Annotated in this window: 1 protein-coding gene and 1 pseudogene; both read right to left on the bottom strand. The window is 65.0% G+C overall.

Going from position 1 to position 1,896, the window contains the following annotated elements; translation table 11 throughout:
- Positions 1-170: 170 nt before the first annotated feature.
- The gene (argG, locus tag MOV75_RS36425; RefSeq protein WP_246931686.1) at positions 171-1,508 is read right to left on the bottom strand and encodes an argininosuccinate synthase; all 1,338 of its coding nucleotides are present in this window, start codon (positions 1,506-1,508) and stop codon (positions 171-173) included.
- Between the two features lie 93 nt (positions 1,509-1,601).
- Positions 1,602-1,896: pseudogene (locus MOV75_RS36420) on the bottom strand (PAP2 family protein); the annotation flags it as partial.

Here is a 1,896-nt window from a genome sequence, read left to right as displayed (position 1 = left end):
CAGGCCTCGCTGCCGCCGCCCCCGCCCGGCACCGCGCCGCCGCGGTAACGGCACACACAAATGCAAAATGGCCGGGAGCGATCCCGGCCATTTTTGTTTTCTCTTGTAGGGTTGGTTAGCCGAAGGCGTAACCCACCAGCTTCGTTCGGGAAACGCGGAAGCGTGGTGGATTAGCCCTTGTCGCTCTCCAGTCGGAAGATCTGCGAGCCTTCGCTGCCCGAGAGCAGGCCGGTGTCGCTGTAGAGCTTCAGCTTGGTGCGGGTGTCGGCGATGTCGAGATTGCGCATGGTGAGCTGGCCGATACGGTCGGCCGGCGAGAACGCGGCGTCCTCGACCTTCTCCATGCTGAGCCGCTCGGGCGCATAGGTGAGGTTCGGGCTCTCGGTGTTGAGGATCGAATAATCGTTGCCGCGGCGCAGCTCGAGCGTCACCTCGCCGGTGACGGCGCGCGCGACCCAGCGCTGCGCGGTCTCGCGCAGCATCAGGGCCTGCGAGTCGAACCAGCGACCCTGATAGAGCAGGCGGCCGAGGCGCATGCCGCTGATGCGGTACTGCTCGATCGTGTCCTCGTTGTGGATGCCGGTGACGAGGCGCTCATAGGCGATGTGCAAGAGCGCCATGCCGGGCGCTTCATAGATGCCGCGGCTCTTGGCCTCGATGATGCGGTTCTCGATCTGGTCGCTCATGCCGAGGCCGTGGCGGCCGCCGATCGCATTGGCTTCCAGGAACAGCGCGACAGGATCGGGGAAGGTCTGGCCGTTGAGCGCAACCGGCTGTCCCTCCTCGAAACGCACCACGACCTTCTCGGCCTTGACGGCGCAGTCGTCGCGCCAGAACGGCACGCCCATGATCGGGTTGACGATCTTGATGCCGCTGTCGAGGCTCTCGAGATCCTTGGCCTCGTGCGTGGCACCGAGCAGATTGCTGTCGGTCGAATACGCCTTCTCGGCGCTCATCTTGTAGGCAAAGCCCTGCGCGGTCATGAACGCCGACATCTCGGCGCGGCCGCCGAGCTCGTCGATGAACTGCTGGTCGAGCCAGGGCTTGTAGATCTTCAGGCCCGGATTGGTGAGGAGGCCGTAGCGATAGAAGCGCTCGATGTCGTTGCCCTTGAAGGTCGAGCCGTCGCCCCAGATGTTGACGCCGTCTTCCTTCATCGCCGCGACCAGCATGGTGCCGGTGACGGCGCGGCCGAGCGGGGTGGTGTTGAAATAGGTGATGCCGCCGGTCGAGATGTGGAAGGCGCCCGACTGGATCGCGGCGATGCCTTCGTGGACCAGCTGCGTGCGGCAATCGACCAGCCGGGCCTTCTCGGCGCCGAACTCCATCGCCTTGCGCGGGATCTCGTTGTAGTCGGCCTCATCGGGCTGGCCGAGATTGGCGGTGTAGGCGTAGCAGCGCGCGCCCTTCTGCTTCATCCAGAGCAGCGCTGCAGAGGTGTCGAGGCCGCCCGAAAAAGCGATGCCGACTTTCTCACCCTTGGGCAGGCTTTTCAGGATCGTGGTCATGGCGCTTCCAATCGGGTCTCAAGGGGCTGATGTCGGGGCGAACTTGACCGCGCGAATATCAAATTTCGCAGGGATCGGCACGCATTTAATGGCTCAAACCGACGGCTCGGGACCGGTCTTGCGGCCGAACAGGCGCTGGCGGAGCCGGTAGGCGGGCATGTTCAGCCGGGTCAGGGCGGCATCGACGGCCTCGTCGGAAAACCGCGTCCGCGGCCAGCGGTAAATCAGCGCGTAAGCGAACCAGATCACGACGAAGGTGACGAGGCCGGCAATCGAGACATCGGTGAAAAAGTGCCCGCCGAAGGCCATGCGCAGGGCGCTGGTGACGGCGCCAAAGATGATTGCTCCGGCATAGGCGAGCGGCCGCCACGCCGGCGGGGCGAGCGCG

It is taken from the genome of Bradyrhizobium sp. PRIMUS42 (assembly GCF_023006515.1).
Classification (GTDB): Bacteria; Pseudomonadota; Alphaproteobacteria; order Rhizobiales; family Xanthobacteraceae; genus Bradyrhizobium.
The sequence above is the reverse complement of the archived record's forward strand: the minus strand, read 5'-3'. Positions and strand labels throughout refer to the sequence as shown.